This is a genomic window from Thioalkalivibrio sp. AKL9, assembly GCF_000377825.1.
Taxonomy (GTDB): domain Bacteria; phylum Pseudomonadota; class Gammaproteobacteria; order Ectothiorhodospirales; family Ectothiorhodospiraceae; genus Thioalkalivibrio; species Thioalkalivibrio versutus.
In genome coordinates this window covers 13,047-30,205 of record NZ_KB905112.1, presented here as the reverse complement: position 1 = coordinate 30,205, position 17,159 = coordinate 13,047, and the positions used below count along the sequence as shown (strand labels likewise).

Here is a 17,159-nt window from a genome sequence, read left to right as displayed (position 1 = left end):
CAGCGGTTATCCGGGATCTCCATCGTCGGGGATGGCTCGGGCATTGGGGCGTCCCCGCGTACGGAGATCCCGGCTCTTCGCTTCGCTACGGCCGGGATGACGGGGAGGGGAGCGCTACGGCCGGGATGACGGGGAGGGGAGCGCTACGGCCGGGATGACGAGAATGGGAGCGCTGTGGCCGGGATGAGGATTGGGGGCTGTTTGCTGCGGGCGTCGGCTTGGGCTGCGTACGGCCTTGAGGCGCCCGTTGGTAGCCCGCCGAGGGGCGGTTTACGGACTCTACATATCCGAGGGCTATCCCTGATCATGAACGACGTAGGGTGCCAATGAGCGCAGCGAATTGCACCGATCGTGGCGCGGGGCGCTCGGGGACCGGGGACCGCATGGGAACGGTGCGGTTCGGCTGGCACCTCACAGCACCCTACGGTGAGGTAGGTGCTAACGCGGGGTGACGCGCAGGGTCTCGGCGCCCAGGGCCTGCAGGCGTCCACGCACGCTGAGGGTCAGGGTGGAATGTCCGGCCTCCAGCGACGGCTGGCTGGCTGACTCGTCCATGGCGCGCATGGCCATCATGGGCTGTGGCCGATCGTAGTGGTCGTCCGGCAATTCCACTTCCAGCGTGCGCAGGTGCGTGGCCCCCAGCGAGCGGGCGATGACGCGCGCTTGTTCCTTCAGGTCTTCCATGGCCTCTTCGATCATCGCCTCGCGATGTTCCTGGCGTGCCTCGGGGCTGAGGGAGAATCGGATCTGGCTGACGTTGAGGTCCCGCTGCTGGAGCGCGCCGACCAGTTCGGTCAACCGATCGAAATCGGCTCCGGTCAGTTCCAGGTTCTGCTGGACCAGCCAGGCATTGATGCGGCTGCGGTCGTCGGAGTCGTGAATGGCGCGGGTGGAATAGCCGATGGTGCGGGCGTCAATCCCATCCTGTTCGCCGGCGCGTTCCAGTGCGGCCTGCATGTTCCGGTTGACGGTGGCAGCGGCCGAGGCGGCCTCCGGGGCGCGGGCCTCGGTCGTCATCAGCACGGTCATGTGGTCGTTGGCGACCTGGCGCTCGGCCTTGCCGGTCAGGGCCAGCGTGGTTCCGCCGTCGCTTGCGATGGCCGTAGCCGGAAACGCCAGGACCAGGGCGGCGAGCCCGGCGACGAGCCAGGACGGGCGGGACGCGAGGGGGGTGTTCTTCGGTGGCATGTTCATGAACCTCTACAGATTGCGCGCAAGCCGGAGGCCGGCGAACACGTGACGTTTTTCGGGGGTGAAGAAGTTGCGCATTGTAGAGCGGGTGAGCAATGGATCGCTCCAGGCGCTTCCGCCGCGTAGAACGTAGTGTTCGCCGTCGAACCAGGGTAGGGAGTATTCCTCGTACGGGAACGGCTGGAAGCCCGGGTAGGGCTGAAAGGTGTTGCCGCACCATTCCCATACCTGGCCCGTGGCGCGCAACCGCCCGGCCTGGGCGGCGTGTTCCCATTCGTGTTCGTGGGGGAGGCGGGCACCCACCCAGCGGGCGTAGGCCGAGGCCTCGAACCAGGAGAGTCCCACGGCGGGTGCATGCGGATCGAGTGTCTGGGTGCCGTGGGGGAGGGTTTGTACCCGGGTCCCGTCGGGTAGCTTCCACCACCCGAGAGGTGCCTCGATGCCCGTTTGTACCAGCCAGGTTCGACCCGGCGGGTCCCAGTGGGGGCCCGGGCGGTAGCCTCCGGCCTCGATAAACGCGGCGATCTCGGCATTGGAGACCGGATGGGAGCGGATCGTGTGGGGCGCGAGCCGGACCGGGTGGAGGCCCCGCTCGTTGTCGAAGGCGGTCGCCGCGTCGCTGCCGCTGACATGTTCGCCGCCCGGGCACTCGATCCAGTCGCCGCCAGCCGCCAGTGCGGGTTTTGGCTCCTGCGTTCGGGGTGGGGCGGGGCGATGCAGGCGGGCGAACCAGCGCACCTGCTCCAGGCTTTCCAGGTGCATGGCGTGGTGCTGCGCGAGAAAACCGGTCAGGTAGTCCCGCTCGAGCAGGGGATGGCGCCGCACCGCCGGATGGTTGTGCAACAAGTCCAGGTGATGTTGCTGGCTGGCCTTGCCCCATTCCAGCAGGGATGGGCGCGTCGGGAGTCTTCCGCCGCGGCGCCACTTCGGGCTCTGTTCCGGGAAGTAGAGATCGTGCCAGTCGCGCCGGTCGGGCGGAGGTTCACCGAGGATGCGTTCGTGAAGCCATACCGCCTCGATGAAATGGCAATGGGCGTAGTGCCACCCGATGGGACTCAGGTCCGGGTGATACTGATTGCGCCATTCGTTCCCCGGTGTCGACTCCAGTGCCGTGTTCAGGCGGTCGTGCTGGGTCGCCAGGCAGTCCAGGAGGTCGGATGGGTGCGGGCTTGCACTCGGCTGCGGATGGGCGGCATTCATATCCGGTGGAGCGTGTTAGAGCGCCAGGAGTTCCGGCGGTTCGTCGGGATCGAGGATCAGAAGATGGCCGGGCGGGACCGGGCGCCAGCGTTCGCGGTCGGTGAGGGGCTCGGAGGCCACGACCACGCTGTCGTCGGGGAACGTCTCGTCATCGGTGGTGTAGTAGAGGCTGGGACAGGGCGCATTGACCGCATGGCGGCTGGCGATGATGCGGCGGCCGTCGGACAGGATCACGTTCAGCAGGGCGGTGTCGGCCCCCAGCCAGGTCTCCACGGTGGAGAACGCCTCGCCGAGGGCGCCCTCCAGCGTCGCGTTATCGTCATCGGCCAGGTATTGCCGGACCAGGGCGAAGAGGTATTCGGAATCGGTGGTTCCCTCGATGCTCGATTCGACCTCCTGGCTGAGGATGTTCTGGATCTGGCGCCGGATGTCGGGACGGAAGCGGCTGATCAGGCCGTTGTGGCTGTACAGCAGGCCATCGCGCGCGAATGGCTGGGCGTTGACGGTGTCGCCGCCGAAGCCGGGGGTTGCACTGCGGATGGCGGCAACCCACAGGGGCTGGGTCATGTCGCTGGCCAGATCCACCAGGTTGGGATCCTGCCAGAGCGGATCGGCGCGCCGGTAGTGGCGCGCAATGCCCCCCTCGCCAAACCACCCGAAGCCGAAGCCGTCGGCGTTGACGCGGGCATACACCAGCTCCTGCGGGGCCATGGCTTGCTCGATCAGGTTGTGTGGCGGATCCAGGATCAAGCTGCGGAGCGTGATCGGAGGACCCAGATAGGCGAGGTGTCGGCACATGGCTAGGGTCAGTTGGGGCGTCCGGGGTTTCGTGCTAGCGTGCCGTAAACCACCCTGATACGGAAGCCCGGATGTCCGCCGAACCCAGAGCTGTCTCTATTTCCCCTCGTTACAGCCGCCAGGTGGTGGAGGAACGCGACGCCCACGCCGACTTGCTGGCCGATTTCCGCGCGGGGATGCTCGAGCCGCCCCGGTCCCTGCCGCCGAAGTATTTCTACGATGCGCGCGGATCGCAGCTGTTCGATGCGATCTGCGATACCCCGGAGTATTACCCCACGCGCCTGGAGGCCGACCTGCTGGAGCGGCATGCCGAAGCGATCCTGGAGGCATCCGGGGCGCGCACGCTGTTTGAACTCGGCAGCGGGACGTCGCGCAAGACCGAGTACCTGCTGGCGGCGCTGGAAGCCCGCGTCTCCGCGCCCCATTACGTCGCGAACGATGTCTGTGCCGAGATCCTCGACGAGGCCGGCGCGCGACTCCTGCAGCGCTTCGATCAGATGCGGGTGGACAGCCTGTGCGGGGACTACGCGGCGGCGCTGACCCATCTGGCCGATGTTTCCGGTGCACAAGCCGACGGTCCGCGTCTGTTTGCCTTTCTCGGCAGCAGTCTGGGGAATTTCGAGGACGCCGAGGCGGCTGCATTGCTGCGACGCATCCGCGACACCATGAACCCCGAAGACCGGCTGCTGCTGGGGCTGGACCGGGTCAAGCCGCGCCCCGTCCTGGAGGCGGCCTACAACGATGCGGCGGGGGTAACCGCGGCATTCAACCTGAACCTGCTGTCGGTGTTGAATACCGAGTTGGGGGCGGACTTCGATCCGGAGGGTTTCGAGCATCGCGCTCCGTTCGTCGAAGACCTCTCGCGGATCGAGATGCACCTGGTGTCGCGGCGACAGCAGACGGTGCGCGTGTCGGAGCCGGAGGCGGTTCTGGAGATCGCCGAAGGCGAGGTGATCCGGACCGAGATCTCGCGCAAGTTCAGCCGCGAGGCCATCGACCGTCTGCTGACGGCGGCCGGGCTCGAACATGCGGCACAGTGGTCGGCGCCCGAGGAGTGGTACTCCCTGTTTCTGCTGCGGCCGGGGGCGGACTGAGCGGGATGCGCGCACCGCGGCTGGTGCTGGTGCGGCACGCCCAGGCCGGAAACCCCGGCGACTGGGACGGGGCAGATCGTGACCGGCCGCTGACCGACAAGGGCCAGGTGAGTGCGGTACGCATGGCGCAGGCGCTCGGGGATCTGCTGCCGGGATCGGTCGAGCTCCTTTGCAGCCCCTATCTGCGGGCCCGCCAGACGGCGATCCCCCTGTCCCAGGCGCTGGATGTCCCGGTGCGGCAGAAGAAATGGCTGGCGCCCGGACAACCCACGGGGCTGGAGGTCGAGGCCCTGGCCCGCAATCTCCCGGCGGATGGTGGACTGGTGATCGTGGGACACGAGCCGGACCTGTCGCTGCTCGTAAGCTGTCTGCTGGGCACGACGGGCGGGCGGAGTCTGGTTCATATGGGCAAGGGCGATGCCTGCGGATTGACGGGCGCGCTGCCGGGCCCCATGCAGCTCGCCTGGCACCTGCCCCGACGTATCCTCGAACGGCTGGCCGGCGGTGAGGCGGATTGAACATGCACACGGAGAACGATGCCGAGACGGTTGCGGCCGTTGATCTGGGATCCAACAGCTTTCACATGATCGTGGCACGGCGCCAGGACGGCGAGGTCCTGAAGGTCGACCGCATCAAGGAAACGGTGCGTCTTGCCAGCGGTCTGGATCCCGATGGACAACTGGATCCGGAGTTGGGGCAGCGTGCCCTGGCTTGTCTGGATCGCTTCGGCCAGCGACTGCGCCAGCTGCCGCGCGGCCGCGTGCGCGTGGTCGGCACCAACACCTTGCGCCAGATGGACGACAGCCGCGCCTTCCTGCGCGCCGCGGAAGAGGCCCTGGGGCATCCGGTTGAGATCATTGCCGGGCGCGAGGAAGCGCGGCTGATCTACCTGGGTGTGGCGCATGCGCTGGCGGACGATAGCGGTCGCCGGCTGGTGATGGATATCGGTGGCGGCAGTACCGAATTCATTATTGGAGAGCGCTTCGAGCCGGTCCTGGCCGAGAGCCTGGAGATGGGCTGCGTGACGTTCACCCAGCGCTTCTTCGCCGATGGCAAACTGACGCGCAAGGCCTTCGCAGCCGCGCAACTGCAGGCGCAGCGGGAGCTGCAACCGATCGCGAGTGCCTACCGCGCGGCCGGCTGGGAGCAGGCGCTGGGGGCGTCGGGTACGATCCTGGCGCTGGACCGCATGGTGCATGAGGGGGAATTGGACGAGGCGCCGGGTGTAAGCCGCGAGAACCTGGAGCGGCTGCGCGATGCGCTGATCGAGCAGGGGGCCATCAAGCGGCTGAAATGGCCTGGTCTGGCCGAGGACCGGGCGCCCGTGATTGCCGGTGGCCTTGCGGTGCTTCTGGGTGCCTTCGAGGCGTTGGGGATCGAACGGCTGCACCCCTCGGACGGGGCCCTGCGCGAGGGCGTGATTCACGACCTTCTGGGACGTTTTCGGCACGAGGACGTGCGTGGCGGCACCATTCACCATCTGCGCCGGCGGTTCGCGGTCGATGCGTCCCAGGCGGAGCGGGTGCAGGCGACGGTGGCGCGCCTGGTGACCGCCGTTCGCGCTGCCTGGGAGCTTGGCGAGGACGACGCGGAACGCCTGGACTGGGCGGCCGAACTGCACGAGATCGGCCTGGCACTGGCCCACAGCAAATACCACAAACATGGGGAGTACATCCTCACCTGGGCCGACCTGCCGGGTTTCTCGCAGCCCGAACAGGCCGAGCTGGCGTGGCTGGTGCGCCTGCACCGGGGCGGGCTGAAGCCCAAGTTGTTGTCCGGGGTGCGAGAGGATCGCGCGCGGCCGCTGCTGTTCATGGCGGCCCTGCTGCGTCTGGCCGTGTTGCTGCATCGTTCGCGCGCGCCGGATCCGGTGCCGCTGGAGCGCATCGAGGCGACACAGGAGGGTCTGACGCTGACCTTCGCGCCCGACTGGCTGGATACCCACCCGCTAACGCGCGCCGATCTGGATGCGGAACGCGAGGACTGGGCGCGCCACAAGCTGGAACTGGAGTTCGAGTGAGCCCCTATTCCGAACCTGACACAAGGAACGCAGGATTCTGACATTGGTGGTCTGGATCTAAGTGCTCGCGGTGCCGCAGTGGATCGGCATCTGGTGGTCGGCGACTGGGTTTCGGTTGATGCGACACAACCGGTTGCTGGCACTGCCCTTCCTGCTGCAGGAACGGCTGCGGCACGGCGACGCCGAGGTCAGCTTGCTGGGCGGGATGCACGATGTCCCGCGTTCCGGCACCGCTTCAGCGGACCGGGACCACGGCAAATCCTGACCTGACAGCCATGACGTTCAGCCAGCCGCCGGGTCGCAGGATGGGATGAGCGCAGCGAATCCCATCAAGGGATTGGCATGACGCGGGAAATGGTGCGTTTTGCTGCGCTCAACGGCACCCTACCGCGGCGGAAGGGAGCCAACGCCTGGAAGAACGTTCCCTGCAATTGGCTGAAGCTCGTTGCCAATGAGGGAGTCTGAAGTCGGCGAGACAGAGGGTCGCTCAGCCCGTGGTGGCACCCGACAGTTGGGCGCTCAGGGATTCCTGGGCGGAATAGGGGATCTCGCCCGCGGTTGGCCGGATGCGTTGGTAGCTGCCGTCGGGCTGCAGTGCCCATGCGGTGGAGCTGTCCTGCAGGTAGTTGAACAGGGATTCCTCGGCGACGCGGTCGCGCAGTTCCGGGTCGCGTACGGGGAAGGCCACCTCGACGCGGCGGAAGAAGTTGCGCGGCATCCAGTCGGCGCTGGACAGGAACACCTCGGGGTCGCCGCCGTTCTCGAAATAGAACACGCGGGAGTGTTCCAGGAACCGGCCCAGGACCGAGCGCACCTCGATGGTTTCCGAGATGCCGGGCACCCCGGGGCGCAGGCTGCAGATGCCGCGCACGACCAGCTGGATAGGGACGCCCGCCTGCGAAGCCTTGTAGAGGGCCTGGATGATCTTCGACTCGTTGAGCGAGTTCATGCGCGCGACGATGCGGGCGGGCTTCCCGGCCTGGTGGTTGTCGATCTCGCGCTGGATCTTCTCCAGCATCGCGGCATGCAGGCGGAACGGCGCCTGGAGCAGCTGGCGCAGTCGGGTCACCTTGCCCAGGCCGGTGAGCTGGAGGAACACGCGGTGGACGTCCTCGGTAAGCACGGGGTCGGCGGTCAGCAGGCCGAAGTCGGTATAGGCCTTGGCGGTGCCGGAGTGATAGTTCCCGGTGCCCAGGTGGGCGTAGCGGGTGATGCGGTCGCCATCGCGGCGCACGACCAGCGCCAGCTTGGCGTGGGTCTTGTAGCCGACCACGCCGTAGGTCACATGGACCCCCGCGTCCTGCATGCGGTTGGCCAGTTCGATGTTGTCGGCTTCGTCGAAGCGCGCCCGCAGCTCGATCACGACGGTGACCTCCTTGCCGGCCTGCGCCGCCTCGATCAGGATCTCGACCAGCGGCGAGCGGGTGCCGGTGCGGTAGAGCGTCTGCTTGATGGCCAGCACCCGCGGGTCCGCCGCCGCCTGGCGCAGGAAGTCGACCACCGGCATGAACGATTGGTAGGGGTGATGCAGCAGCAGCTCCTGGTCGCGGATGCAGGCAAAGATGCCGCTGCCGCTCGTGTCACTGCGGGGCAGGGCAGGGACCAGCGGGGGAAACTTGAGGTCCGGCCGGTCCACCAGTTCGTGCACGGCCATCAGACGGTTCAGGTTGACCAGTCCGGTGACCTGGTAGAGGTCGTCCGGCTCCAGGTGGAATTGCTGCAGCAGGAACTCCGCGACCTCCTGCGGGCAGTTGTCCGCGACCTCGAGGCGCACGCCGGCACCGTAGTTGCGCTGGGGCAGCTCGCCCTCCAGGGCGTTCAGGAGGTCGTCGATCTCCTCTTCCTGCACGAACAGGTCCGAGTTGCGGGTCAGCCGGAACTGGTAGCAGCCGGTGACCTTCATGCCCTGGAACAGCTCGTCCACGTGCGCATGCAGGATGGACGACAGCAGCACGAAGTCGTTGTCGCCGCTGGCGACCTCGCGCGGTAGCCGTACCAGGCGCGGCAGGGAACGCGGGGCCTGGACCACGGCGCGGCCGGATTCACGCCCGAAGGCATCCTTGCCCTTGAGGGTGACGATGAAGTTCAGGCTCTTGTTGAGGATGCGCGGGAACGGATGGGCGGGGTCCAGGCCGATCGGGCTGAGGACCGGCTGGAGTTGTTGGCGGAAGTACTCCCGCACCCAGTCCCGCTGGGCCGCGTCCCAGTGGGTGCGCCGAACGAAGTGGATCCCCTCCGCTGCGAGTGCCGGGATCAGTTCGTCATTCAGGGTGCTGTACTGCTGTTCCACCAGGTCGTGGGCGCGCGGCGCGATCTGGCGCAGCTGTTCGGCGGCCGAGAGGCCATCCGGGCCCGGGGCCTGCACGTTCAGTTCGACCTGCTGGCGCAGCGAGCCCACCCGGACCTCGAAGAATTCGTCCAGGTTGGTGGAGGAAATGCTGAGGTAGCGCAGGCGTTCCAGGAGCGGGAAGGCCGGGTCCTGGGCGATGGCGAGTACCCGGCGGTTGAATTCCAGCAGGGACAGTTCGCGGTTGAGGAACAGGTCGGTTTGGGTCACGTCGGCATCCGGCATGCACGACTCGCGGCAGAAGTGGGACCGAGAGTCTATGACGGCATTATGTCAGTTCCGTGAACCGGGGTCGGTTGGGACGGCCCGGAACGGTCCTGGAAGTCCCCGAGCGGCGTACCTGAACTGCGCTGTCTCGGCGCTGGTGGCTATACTTGAATGCTTGATCATGCGGCGCGAAACGCGCTGCCGTAAGGAGAAGTCCGTTGGCCGAATTTACCCTGACACTGCACGCGCGCGACGAGGCACAGCCGGAGCTGCACAAGGTCTCGGTGGTCGCCGAAGGCGAGCTGCCCGAATACGGTCAGGTCTGGGTCTGGGACATCCTCTACGCCCGGCAGTTGTTCGCCCTGGGCGAGGTGCAGGCGGCCCAGGACCTCAAGGAGACCCTGGAGCTGTGGGCAGTGAACATGTCCAGCAAGGTGTTTCAGCCCCACGGCCATATCCTGTCCAAGGGCTACCTGGACCTGTCCGAGAACCTGCAGCTCGTGACTGGGGACGATATCCCCGCCGCGGCCGAAGGCGATCGCCAGGTGGTGGTCTCGGTCGATGGCCAGGCCGGGCAGCTGCCGGATGTCGTGGTGTCGCCGGAGAGCCTGACGGCCGAAGAACGCCAGGACCTCGTGCTGGGGCTCGGGCAGTACTTCAACTTCGAAAATCCGATGTTCGCGCGCGAGCTGCCGATCCACGTGCTGGCCATGCGCAAGTACTACGCGGACATCAACTTGCCGCATACGCAGATCGCCCTCGACGAGGCCCCGTTCTTCGCCATCCAGAAGGCGATGGAGTACTTCCAGGCCGCCAACCAGGGCACCGTGCAGTAGGCACCGCCGCCGCTGCGCCGGGTCCGGGCTGCGTGCTACGGTCGCGATCATGAGGACCGTCTATTCTGCCGCCGACCCGGTGATGGCCGGGTTCATCGAGACCCTGCTGCAGGAGGCCGGCATCCCGGCCTACGTGAACCAGGCCGGGCTTTACGGTGCCGTTGGGGAAGTCCCGCCGACCGAGACCTGGGCCCGCATCATGGTCGTGCACGAGGAACAGGCCGAGGAGGCGCGCGCCATCATCCTGGAATACCTGGAGGGCGAGCCCGAACACGACGGCCGCGACTGGAAGTGCCCGCGCTGCGGCGAGGTGATCGAGCCGCAGTTCACCCAGTGCTGGAACTGCGGCCGGGACAAGCCTAGGGAGACGCTGAGTTAATCGCACGTTCGCGCTCGAGTCGCTTTTGCGTGCGAACAAGGCGCGGTGACTGCCGTGCAGTCATTCTGCACAAGGGAACCGCAACGCCGTGCGCGCGCAAAAGCGGCCGAGCCCGCTCTTTCAATGATTTGTCGGGTTGGTGCCCCCTGTTCCCCGATCCTGCGTTGCGCCGCTTGCGGGTAGAACCACTACCCGCTGCACGACGCGCCTGGTCTCGGGAAACAGGGGGCTCCAACGCGAACGTGCGATTAAATCAGCGTCTCCCTAAGGCCTGAGGGTCGTCAGTCGGGCCGCCCGTTGCCGCCATACTGGGCGCGGATGCGCTGGATGTAGTTCTGTGTCTCGCGAAACGGGGGCACGCCGCCATGCCGTTCCACCGCGCCGGGGCCGGCATTGTAGGCGGCCAGGGCGAGATCCAGATCCCCCTCGAAGCGATCGAGCATGGCGGCCAGGTAGCGCGTGCCGCCATCGATATTCTGGGCGGGATCAAAGCGGTCGGTTACCCCGAGATCGGCGGCGGTAGCGGGCATCAGCTGCATCAAGCCGTGCGCGCCCACCCGGGATACCGCCTGCGGATCGAAGCAGGACTCCACGTGAATCACCGACTGCACCAGCGCCGGGTCCACGCCCTGGCGGTGGGCGGCGTTGTGGATGAGGTCCGCGAAGTCGCCACCGCCGGTGGCCAGGGCATTGCGGGCGCGGGCACCGCAACGTGCGCGGGCAGTGGGTCGGCCATAGGTGGCGATCAACTCCATGCCGCTATTCTGCTGACGCTGGTTGGTGATCAGGCGCTCTCCACCCGGGCCCTGGAACACGAAGATCTGACTGGGTGACCAGTTTCCACCGCCGGGTGTCGAGGTGACCGTGCCGGCGCCGCCGGGCGAACGGATGGTCTCGTAGGGAACGCCCTGTGGGCGCTCGTCGGTCAGGACCCGGGCCCCGGAGGCATCGCGAAAGGAGTAGAGCTCGGCCGCGCTGGTGCCGGCCAGAGCCAGCCCCGCCACCAGTATCAGCAGGCGCAGCAGCGTCCGACCGGAATGCTTACCATGGTGCCTTGTATGCAAGCCCTGTTCCCCCTGGCCCGGATGCGAGCCGAGTACTGATCCCGATGACCGAGACCGCGTTCACAGTTTGCATTATGGCGCCGGAGAGCGCACGCCTGAAAGCGCGTGTCGAACGCCTGGTCGACGGGGCGGGTGTGACGCCGCCGGCGGTCGAGGTGCTGGAGTCGGTGGACTCGACCAACCGCTATCTGCTGGAGACCCGCCCCGAGGCGGGCGATCTGCCACGCGCCTGCGTGGCGCAGGCCCAGACAGCGGGTCGCGGGCGGCGCGGTCGTGTCTGGCATTCGCCTCCGGGGGCGAGCCTGGCGCTGTCGCTGGCATGGCCCATCATGCAGGGGCGGGTGCCGCCCGCCTATCCGGTCGGGGTTGGCGTTGGGGTCATCCGTGCGCTGGAAGCGCTGGGTCTGGAAGGTGTGCGACTCAAGTGGCCCAATGATCTGATGGTCGATGCCGCCAAGCTGGGCGGCATCCTGGTGGAGCAGCGCGCGGCGAGTGGTGGCCAGCCAGGCTGGCTGGTGGTGGGGATTGGTCTCAACCGGCAAGGCGCCGGTGCCCTGGAGCTGGACCGTGCGGTGACCGATCTCGCGACCCAGCTCCCCGGTCTGGTTCCGGATCTCCTGGAGCTTGCAGCCCGGGTGATCGCGGAGCAATGTCGCCTGCATCCGCTGTTGATGGGCGAAGGGCTTGTGCCGCTGGAGCGTGAGCTGGTGCGGCTGGACTGCCTGCGCGGCCGGCCGATCGAAATCCTGGATGACGGCGTCCGCGGACAGGCGCATGGAATCGATCCGGCGAGCGGCTGCCTGGTTGTGCAGTTCGACGACGGTGCGATCCGGCACCTGCATTCGGGCGAGGTCTCGGTACGGAGTTGCGAACATGGCTGAAATTGCCCTGGTGGATATCGGCAGTACCCGTGTGAAGTGGCAGGTGCGCAACGCGGAGGGCGAAGTGCTGGGGTCCGGGGCGAATCGTGACCCGGCCGGTTGTGTCCGTGGCCTGGCCTCGATGGCGCGCGAGGCCCCGCTTAAGGCCGTCTGGTTGTCGCGGGTCGGGCCCGGCGAGCGCGAGGCGGCGTTCTCGGCCGAACTGGCGGCTGCCGGGATCGACGCGCCGGTACACGCGGTGACGGTGCCGGCGGACGGCCCGCATGGCCTGCGGATCGACTATGCGGCGGGGCAGTTGGGAGTGGATCGCTACTGCGCGCTGGTCGCGGCGCGGGCCCGCTGCGATGCGCCGATGATCCTGGTCGATGCCGGCACCGCCGTCACCGTGGATGTACTGGAGGCGGACGGTCGCCATGCGGGAGGCTATCTGTTGCCGGGGCGCCAGCTCGGCTGGGAGGCGCTGCAGACGCGTCTGACAGATCGCATTGCGCCGCGCGAGGCCACGCAATGGCCGGATGATCTGGAGACCGCGCCGGGCCTGAACAGCACCGAGGCCCTGGAGCGCGGATGGAGCCTGGGGCTGGCCGGCGCGCTGGATGGGTTGATCGCGCGCTCGCGGACCGCGGAGCGGGCGGGCGCGGCCTGCTGGCTGACGGGGGGCGATGCTTACTGGCTGGCGCCGGTGTTGCGTGCAGAGTCCACGATTTTCCCGAACCTGGTGCTGGACGGCCTCTGGGAGCTGTCGCGCTGGGAGGGCGCCGAATGCGCTGGCTGATCCTGTTTCTCGCGTTGGTGAACCTGGGGTATTTCACCTGGGCCTGGCACGACGGCCGCCTCAACCCCGATCCCTACGCGGACGTGCCCCCGCTGGAGCGCAATGGTGGCGAGGTGGAGCTGCTGGATGCGTGGCTGGAGGCGCCTGCTGGTGACCCGGACCCGGGTGATTCGGTGTGGCGTGAACGACTTCGGAGCGGGGTCCAGTAGTGGCTCTCTAACGCTCCCGCTGTGCAGCGCGTTCGGCACGGCGCCGGTCGCGGTGGCGTTGCCAGGCGGCCGACAGGCGGCGGGAGGCCCAGTAGCCGGCAATGGCGGTTGGCGTGGCGATCAGCAGGCTGCCCATCAGGGTATAGGTGATCTCGTCCCCGATGCCCTGCAGATACCAGGCGTCGGGGTCGTGCGAGATCAGCGGGACATAGTAGAACACGGCCTCGCCGAGTTCGTGGAAGCCCCAATACAGCGGCGCGGCGGTGAAGGGGTTGCTGACGAACGAGGCCACGAACGCCGTGGGAAAATTGCCCGCCAGTGCAATGCAGAGAATGATCATCAACACGGTCTGGAAGCCGACCGTGGGGGTCAGGCCAATAAACAGCCCGATCGCGACCCCGCGGGCCAGCGCCTCCGGGCCGCTCTTCATGCTCCCGGCGGCATGCAGCCCGGAATGCAGGCGCGGATGACGGGCCAGCCAGTTGTGGGCGCGCCAGCGCAAGGCCCGCCAACGGATGCTGGCCCGTCTCAGCATGGCCGCGAGTGCCTCAGGCCGCTCCCCACCGGGCCGCAGTCTCGGGGGTCCAGCCGACGGTGATCGCGTCGTCCTGTTCGATGACGGGCCGCTTGATGAGCGCCGGGTGTTCGATCATCAGCGCGATGGCGCGTTCCGCATCCAGTCCCTCGCGCTGATCGTCCGGGAGTTGGCGCCAGGTCGTCCCGCGCCGGTTGACCAGGGTCTCCCAGCCGACGGCGTCGACCCAGCCGCGCAGCCGGTCCGCCTCCAGCCCGTCCTTGCGAACGTCCACGAAACGATAGCCCACGCCGGCCGCATCCAGCGACCGGCGGGCCTTGCGGACGGTATCGCAGTTGGCGATGCCGTAGAGCGCGATCTCAGACATCGCGCAGCAGGGCGTTCAGGCCCACCTTGGCCTTGGTCTTCTCGTCCACGCGCTTCACGATCACGGCGCAGTACAGCGAGTACTTGCCATCCTTCGACGGAAGGTTGCCCGAGACGACCACGGAGCCAGCCGGCACGCGGCCGTAGAGGATCTCGTCGTTCTCGCGGTCGTAGATGCGGGTGGACTGGCCCAGGTACACGCCCATGGAGATGACCGCGCCTTCCTCGACGATCACGCCCTCGACCACCTCGGAGCGTGCGCCGATGAAGCAGTTGTCCTCGATGATGGTCGGGGCGGCCTGCAGCGGCTCCAGTACGCCGCCGATGCCCACGCCGCCGGAGAGGTGCACGTTCTTGCCGATCTGGGCGCAGGAGCCGACCGTGGCCCAGGTGTCCACCATCGTGCCTTCATCGACATAGGCGCCGATGTTCACGTAGGACGGCATCAGCACGGTGTTGGGGGCAATGAAGCTCCCGCGACGGGCGGTGGCCGGGGGCACGACGCGCACGCCGGCCTCGCGGAAGTCGCGGCTGGAGGTATCCGCGTACTTGGACGGGACCTTGTCGTAGTAGTTGGTGAAGCCGCCCTTGATGAACTCGTTCTCGGAGATGCGGAACGACAGCAGCACGGCCTTCTTGAGCCATTCGTTCACCACCCAGTCGCCGTCCTTCTTCTCGGCGACGCGGGCACGGCCGGTGTCCAGCATATCCAGCGCCTCGTTCACGGCGTCGCGGACGTTGGTTTCCACGTTGCGCGGGTTGATGTCGGCGCGGCGTTCAAAGGCGGCTTCGATGGTGCTCTGGATATCGGACATTAGGTATTCCCTTTAAGGCAATGAAAAATAAATTGATGAGTGGCGTTAACGATACAGCGCGGTGATCCGCTCGGCCGCCTCGATGCAGGCGGCGGGCGCGGCGACCAGCGCCATGCGCACGTGTCCGGCCCCGGGATTGTGCCCCGTCTCCGGGTCGGTCCGGGAGAGGTAGCGCCCCGGCAGGACCGTGACCCCCGCCTCGCCGTAGAGGCGTCGAGCAAAGCCCTCGTCGTCACCATCCGGCACGCGCGGCCACAGGTAGAAGCCGGCGGCGGGTGCTCGCACGTCGATCACCGATTCCAGGATCGGGACCACTGCAGCGAATTTCTCGGCATAGAGGGCACGATTCTCGGCCACGTGGGCCTCGTCTGACCAGGCGGCGCGGCTGACGGCCTGGGTCGGCGGCGGCAGGGTGCAGCCATGGTAGGTCCGGTACAGCGCGAAGCGGTCGAGCAGGGCCGCATCGCCGGCCACGAAACCAGAGCGTAGCCCCGGCAGGTTGGAGCGCTTGGACAGGCTGTGGAAGACGATGCAGCGCTCGAATGCGGCGTTGCCCATGCGCGCCGCGGCCCCCAGCAGGCCGGCCGGCGGCTCGCCATCGGGGTGGTAGATCTCGGAGTAGCATTCGTCCGCCGCGATGATGAAGTCATGGCGCTCGGCCAGGCGGATCAGATCCTGCATCGCAGCCTCGGACATGCAGGCCCCGGCGGGGTTACCCGGGTTGCAGATGTAGACGAGCTGCACGTCCTCCCAGGTGGCCGCGTCGACCGCCGAGAAGTCGGGCAGATAGCCATTCTCCGGCGCCAGGTCGTAGAAGGCCGGCGCGGCCCCGGCGAGCAGCGCCGCGCCCTCGTAGATCTGGTAGAACGGATTCGGCATCAGCACGCGGGCGCCGGGCTTCTCCGCCACGACCGCCTGGGCAATCGCGAACAGGGCCTCGCGGGTTCCGCTGACGGGAAGCACCTGCCGTTCCGCGTCCACATTGCCGAGATCAAACCGCCGTTGCAGCCACGCCGCGATGGACTCGCGCAGGGTCGGTTCGCCGCGTGTGGTCGGGTAGTGGTTGAAGCCCTGGAGGGAGGCCCGCAGGACGGGTTCGACGAAATCGGGCAGTGCGTGACGCGGCTCGCCAATCGACAGTGCGATGGGCTCCCGGTCCGCAGGCGGTTGCAGGTCCGCGAACAGCCGGCGCAGGCGTTCGAACGGATAGGGCTGTAGCCGGTCCAGGCGCGGGTTCATGGCGGCTCGGGCGTCGTGGTCGGAGTTGAACGGAAGACCGCGCAGTATACCGGGCCTCGATGCCCCGCGGGAAAACCCCGACAGACGGGCGGCGACCGGGTGGTCCGGCGCGAACCCTGCAGGCTGAGCGGGGAGGCATCGGGCGGTTCTTGAGAAAAAAATGCGCGCGCGGCCACTGCGACTGGGTCCTGTCACTTGACAACGATACAAGGAAAGTTGAAACATTCGTCCATGGACCAGGTCACCGCCACCCACATGTTCGAGTCGCTGGCCTCCGGCATTCGCCTGGATATCGTGCGCCTGCTGGTGCGTTATGGCCACGCTGGGCGGGTCGCCGGCGAAATCGCCGAAACCCTGGAACTGCCGCGCACGAACCTCTCGTTTCACCTCAAGACCCTGACGCAGGCGGGCCTGCTGACGGTCACGCAGGAAGGGCGCTACCAGCGCTATCGGGTGAATCTCGACGCGATGCAGGACCTGGTCACCTACCTGACCGAGAACTGCTGCGCGGCCGACTCCGACAGCTGCGCGTTGCCTGCGGCCCTGGACTGTGCAGGGGATACGGAAGCCACAGCGGCGCGGCCAGTGGCGGACCGGCACGTTCGATAGACCACGCGCCCGGGTGGGGACTGCAACGACCGAGCCGGGCCGGGTCCACCTGGGATGACCCGTGGGACCCCGGGCCGATCCGCGAGATGGAGTGAATCGAGGAGTCTGATCCATGAAGCGCATGCACCTGCACGTTTCCGTGCCGGAACTGGAACCGGCGATCCGCTTTTATTCGCATCTGTTTGCGGCCGAGCCGAGCGTGGTCAAGGGCGATTACGCGAAATGGATGCTGGAGGACCCGCGGGTCAATTTCGCGGTGTCGGCCCGCGGTGCGCCGGTGGGCCTGAACCACCTCGGCATCCAGGCCGAAGAGGCGGGCGAGCTCGACGAGCTGGGCCAGCGTCTGGACGCCATCGACGCGGACGTGCACGAGGAGATGGGCACGCATTGCTGCTACGCGCAATCCGACAAGTACTGGACCACCGATCCGGCCGGGATCGCGTGGGAGAGTTATCACACGCTCGGGAGCATCCCGATGTTCGGCGCAGAGGATGAAGGGACCGGTGACTGCTGTGTACCGGAAGGGACATCAACCGTCTCGTGCGGGCCAGCTAGTGACAATGACGCCAAGGGTTGTTGCTGACGCGTTACCCG

Annotated in this window: 20 protein-coding genes; 11 read left to right on the top strand and 9 right to left on the bottom strand. The window is 67.4% G+C overall.

Features of this window, described 5'->3' with window-relative positions:
- Positions 1 to 438: 438 nt before the first annotated feature.
- The 3 genes from D573_RS0110170 to egtC are packed head-to-tail and all read right to left on the bottom strand — an operon-like array spanning position 439 to position 3,189.
- The gene (locus D573_RS0110170; protein ID WP_018938515.1) at positions 439 to 1,188 is read right to left on the bottom strand and encodes an SIMPL domain-containing protein; all 750 of its coding nucleotides are present in this window, start codon (positions 1,186 to 1,188) and stop codon (positions 439 to 441) included.
- 12 nt (positions 1,189 to 1,200) lie between these two features.
- Positions 1,201 to 2,391 (bottom strand): SUMF1/EgtB/PvdO family nonheme iron enzyme, encoded by a 1,191-nt coding sequence (locus D573_RS0110165; RefSeq protein ID WP_018938514.1) that lies wholly within the window; start codon positions 2,389 to 2,391, stop codon positions 1,201 to 1,203.
- A gap of 15 nt (positions 2,392 to 2,406) precedes the next feature.
- On the bottom strand, positions 2,407 to 3,189 hold the full coding sequence (gene egtC, locus D573_RS0110160) for an ergothioneine biosynthesis protein EgtC (RefSeq protein WP_018938513.1): 783 nt from the start codon (positions 3,187 to 3,189) through the stop codon (positions 2,407 to 2,409).
- A 71-nt stretch (positions 3,190 to 3,260) separates the two neighbouring features.
- Between egtC and egtD the strand changes: the two genes are divergently transcribed.
- The 4 genes from egtD to D573_RS0110140 all read left to right on the top strand — a co-directional run bounded on the left by egtD (position 3,261) and on the right by D573_RS0110140 (position 6,568).
- On the top strand, positions 3,261 to 4,283 hold the full coding sequence (egtD, locus tag D573_RS0110155) for an L-histidine N(alpha)-methyltransferase (protein ID WP_026287968.1): 1,023 nt from the start codon (positions 3,261 to 3,263) through the stop codon (positions 4,281 to 4,283).
- 5 nt (positions 4,284 to 4,288) lie between these two features.
- On the top strand, positions 4,289 to 4,801 hold the full coding sequence (locus tag D573_RS0110150; RefSeq protein WP_018145479.1) for a histidine phosphatase family protein: 513 nt from the start codon (positions 4,289 to 4,291) through the stop codon (positions 4,799 to 4,801).
- Between the two features lie 2 nt (positions 4,802 to 4,803).
- Positions 4,804 to 6,303 carry an exopolyphosphatase gene (ppx, locus tag D573_RS0110145; protein WP_018938511.1) on the top strand — a complete coding sequence of 500 codons (1,500 nt, stop codon included), beginning with the start codon at positions 4,804 to 4,806 and terminating at the stop codon, positions 6,301 to 6,303.
- A gap of 61 nt (positions 6,304 to 6,364) precedes the next feature.
- The gene (locus D573_RS0110140) at positions 6,365 to 6,568 is read left to right on the top strand and encodes a hypothetical protein (protein WP_018938510.1); all 204 of its coding nucleotides are present in this window, start codon (positions 6,365 to 6,367) and stop codon (positions 6,566 to 6,568) included.
- Between the two features lie 222 nt (positions 6,569 to 6,790).
- On the opposite strand, the gene ppk1 is transcribed toward D573_RS0110140, so the two are convergent.
- Positions 6,791 to 8,875 (bottom strand): polyphosphate kinase 1, encoded by a 2,085-nt coding sequence (gene ppk1, locus D573_RS0110135; protein ID WP_018938509.1) that lies wholly within the window; start codon positions 8,873 to 8,875, stop codon positions 6,791 to 6,793.
- A gap of 200 nt (positions 8,876 to 9,075) precedes the next feature.
- Here ppk1 and D573_RS0110130 point away from each other — a divergent pair, with 200 nt between their 5' ends.
- A complete protein-coding gene (locus tag D573_RS0110130) occupies positions 9,076 to 9,693 on the top strand; it encodes a hypothetical protein (protein ID WP_018145483.1) in 618 nt (205 codons plus the stop codon).
- Positions 9,694 to 9,742: 49 nt separating this feature from the next.
- Positions 9,743 to 10,072: a DUF2007 domain-containing protein gene (locus D573_RS0110125; protein WP_038068268.1), complete on the top strand. Its 330-nt coding sequence runs from the start codon at positions 9,743 to 9,745 to the stop codon at positions 10,070 to 10,072.
- 281 nt (positions 10,073 to 10,353) lie between these two features.
- Here the strand turns inward: D573_RS0110125 and D573_RS0110120 are convergent, their stop codons facing one another.
- Positions 10,354 to 11,097, bottom strand: a complete 744-nt coding sequence (locus tag D573_RS0110120; RefSeq protein WP_018650027.1) for a lytic transglycosylase domain-containing protein — start codon at positions 11,095 to 11,097, stop codon at positions 10,354 to 10,356.
- 113 nt (positions 11,098 to 11,210) lie between these two features.
- On the opposite strand from D573_RS0110120, the gene D573_RS0110115 reads away from it, so the two are divergent.
- Genes D573_RS0110115 through D573_RS0110105 form a run of 3 tightly spaced genes read left to right on the top strand, consistent with a single transcriptional unit; the run spans position 11,211 to position 13,001 of the window.
- The gene (locus D573_RS0110115) at positions 11,211 to 12,017 is read left to right on the top strand and encodes a biotin--[acetyl-CoA-carboxylase] ligase (protein WP_018938506.1); all 807 of its coding nucleotides are present in this window, start codon (positions 11,211 to 11,213) and stop codon (positions 12,015 to 12,017) included.
- Positions 12,010 to 12,792: a type III pantothenate kinase gene (locus D573_RS0110110; RefSeq protein ID WP_018938505.1), complete on the top strand. Its 783-nt coding sequence runs from the start codon at positions 12,010 to 12,012 to the stop codon at positions 12,790 to 12,792. The genes D573_RS0110115 and D573_RS0110110 overlap by 8 nt, the downstream gene beginning before the upstream one ends.
- Positions 12,780 to 13,001, top strand: coding sequence for a hypothetical protein (locus tag D573_RS0110105; protein WP_018938504.1), 222 nt, complete (start codon positions 12,780 to 12,782; stop codon positions 12,999 to 13,001). Before D573_RS0110110 ends, D573_RS0110105 begins: the two co-directional genes overlap by 13 nt.
- Positions 13,002 to 13,008: 7 nt before the next feature.
- Here D573_RS0110105 and D573_RS0110100 read toward each other — a convergent pair whose 3' ends face one another.
- From D573_RS0110100 to dapC, 4 genes are read right to left on the bottom strand one after another with little or no spacing between them, the layout of a single operon-like run.
- A complete protein-coding gene (locus D573_RS0110100; protein WP_018938503.1) occupies positions 13,009 to 13,536 on the bottom strand; it encodes a DUF2062 domain-containing protein in 528 nt (175 codons plus the stop codon).
- A 13-nt stretch (positions 13,537 to 13,549) separates the two neighbouring features.
- Positions 13,550 to 13,903 carry an ArsC family reductase gene (locus tag D573_RS0110095; protein WP_018938502.1) on the bottom strand — a complete coding sequence of 118 codons (354 nt, stop codon included), beginning with the start codon at positions 13,901 to 13,903 and terminating at the stop codon, positions 13,550 to 13,552.
- Complete coding sequence (dapD, locus tag D573_RS0110090; protein ID WP_018145491.1) at positions 13,896 to 14,717, bottom strand: 2,3,4,5-tetrahydropyridine-2,6-dicarboxylate N-succinyltransferase; 822 nt, start codon at positions 14,715 to 14,717, stop codon at positions 13,896 to 13,898. The genes D573_RS0110095 and dapD overlap by 8 nt, the downstream gene beginning before the upstream one ends.
- A 45-nt stretch (positions 14,718 to 14,762) precedes the next feature.
- On the bottom strand, positions 14,763 to 15,956 hold the full coding sequence (gene dapC, locus D573_RS0110085; protein ID WP_018938501.1) for a succinyldiaminopimelate transaminase: 1,194 nt from the start codon (positions 15,954 to 15,956) through the stop codon (positions 14,763 to 14,765).
- A gap of 231 nt (positions 15,957 to 16,187) precedes the next feature.
- Between dapC and D573_RS0110080 the strand changes: the two genes are divergently transcribed.
- On the top strand, positions 16,188 to 16,565 hold the full coding sequence (locus D573_RS0110080; RefSeq protein ID WP_018938500.1) for a helix-turn-helix transcriptional regulator: 378 nt from the start codon (positions 16,188 to 16,190) through the stop codon (positions 16,563 to 16,565).
- Between the two features lie 112 nt (positions 16,566 to 16,677).
- Positions 16,678 to 17,148 (top strand): ArsI/CadI family heavy metal resistance metalloenzyme, encoded by a 471-nt coding sequence (locus D573_RS0110075; RefSeq protein ID WP_018938499.1) that lies wholly within the window; start codon positions 16,678 to 16,680, stop codon positions 17,146 to 17,148.
- The last annotated feature ends 11 nt before the right edge of the window (positions 17,149 to 17,159 follow it).

Coding starts and splice junctions, on each gene's coding strand:
- dapC (WP_018938501.1), bottom strand. CDS start 15,956: ATGAACCCGCGCCTGGACCGGCTACAGCCCTATCCGTTCGAACGCCTG.
- D573_RS0110095 (WP_018938502.1), bottom strand. CDS start 13,903: ATGTCTGAGATCGCGCTCTACGGCATCGCCAACTGCGATACCGTCCGC.
- D573_RS0110110 (WP_018938505.1), top strand. CDS start 12,010: ATGGCTGAAATTGCCCTGGTGGATATCGGCAGTACCCGTGTGAAGTGG.
- D573_RS0110150 (WP_018145479.1), top strand. CDS start 4,289: ATGCGCGCACCGCGGCTGGTGCTGGTGCGGCACGCCCAGGCCGGAAAC.
- ppk1 (WP_018938509.1), bottom strand. CDS start 8,875: ATGCCGGATGCCGACGTGACCCAAACCGACCTGTTCCTCAACCGCGAA.
- D573_RS0110165 (WP_018938514.1), bottom strand. CDS start 2,391: ATGAATGCCGCCCATCCGCAGCCGAGTGCAAGCCCGCACCCATCCGAC.
- D573_RS0110075 (WP_018938499.1), top strand. CDS start 16,678: ATGAAGCGCATGCACCTGCACGTTTCCGTGCCGGAACTGGAACCGGCG.
- egtC (WP_018938513.1), bottom strand. CDS start 3,189: ATGTGCCGACACCTCGCCTATCTGGGTCCTCCGATCACGCTCCGCAGC.
- D573_RS0110100 (WP_018938503.1), bottom strand. CDS start 13,536: ATGCTGAGACGGGCCAGCATCCGTTGGCGGGCCTTGCGCTGGCGCGCC.
- D573_RS0110105 (WP_018938504.1), top strand. CDS start 12,780: ATGCGCTGGCTGATCCTGTTTCTCGCGTTGGTGAACCTGGGGTATTTC.
- ppx (WP_018938511.1), top strand. CDS start 4,804: ATGCACACGGAGAACGATGCCGAGACGGTTGCGGCCGTTGATCTGGGA.
- egtD (WP_026287968.1), top strand. CDS start 3,261: ATGTCCGCCGAACCCAGAGCTGTCTCTATTTCCCCTCGTTACAGCCGC.
- dapD (WP_018145491.1), bottom strand. CDS start 14,717: ATGTCCGATATCCAGAGCACCATCGAAGCCGCCTTTGAACGCCGCGCC.
- D573_RS0110170 (WP_018938515.1), bottom strand. CDS start 1,188: ATGCCACCGAAGAACACCCCCCTCGCGTCCCGCCCGTCCTGGCTCGTC.
- D573_RS0110115 (WP_018938506.1), top strand. CDS start 11,211: ATGGCGCCGGAGAGCGCACGCCTGAAAGCGCGTGTCGAACGCCTGGTC.
- D573_RS0110080 (WP_018938500.1), top strand. CDS start 16,188: ATGGACCAGGTCACCGCCACCCACATGTTCGAGTCGCTGGCCTCCGGC.
- D573_RS0110125 (WP_038068268.1), top strand. CDS start 9,743: ATGAGGACCGTCTATTCTGCCGCCGACCCGGTGATGGCCGGGTTCATC.